Consider the following 510-nt stretch of genomic DNA (forward strand, 5'->3'; position numbering starts at 1 on the left):
AAGTACCATATCACACTTTGACGTGCTCTATGTGCTTGTAGGCACAGGGTTTCAGGTTCTATTTCACTCCCCTCCCGGGGTTCTTTTCACCTTTCCTTCACAGTACTATACGCTATCGGTCACCAGGTAGTATTTAGGCTTGGAGGGTGGTCCCCCCGGCTTCCCACGGGATTCCTCGTGTCCCGCGGTACTCTGGATCCTGCTCGGTGCGCTCGCTTTTCAGATACGGGGCTCTCACCCTCTCTGGCCGGCCTTCCCATGCCGTTCTCTTAAACTCGCACAATCCTAAATGCAGTCCTCAACCCCAAGGGTATTTCTACCCCTGGTTTGGCCTCTTCCGATTTCGCTCGCCACTACTTTCGGAATCTCGTTTGATTTCTCTTCCTCGCCCTACTTAGATGTTTCAGTTCAGGCGGTTCACCTCCTGCACCTATGTATTCAGTACAGGATACCTAGACATGACTCTAGGTGGGTTGCCCCATTCGGACATCCGCGGATCAATACTCATTT

The 510-nt window shown here is 52.2% G+C and carries 1 rRNA gene; it reads right to left on the minus strand.

Annotated features, from left to right (window positions below):
• Nucleotides 1-510 (minus strand): 23S ribosomal RNA (locus KQI88_RS17885); the annotation flags it as partial.

This window comes from Alkaliphilus flagellatus (assembly GCF_018919215.1).
GTDB classification, from domain to species: domain Bacteria; phylum Bacillota; class Clostridia; order Peptostreptococcales; family Natronincolaceae; genus Alkaliphilus_B; species Alkaliphilus_B flagellatus.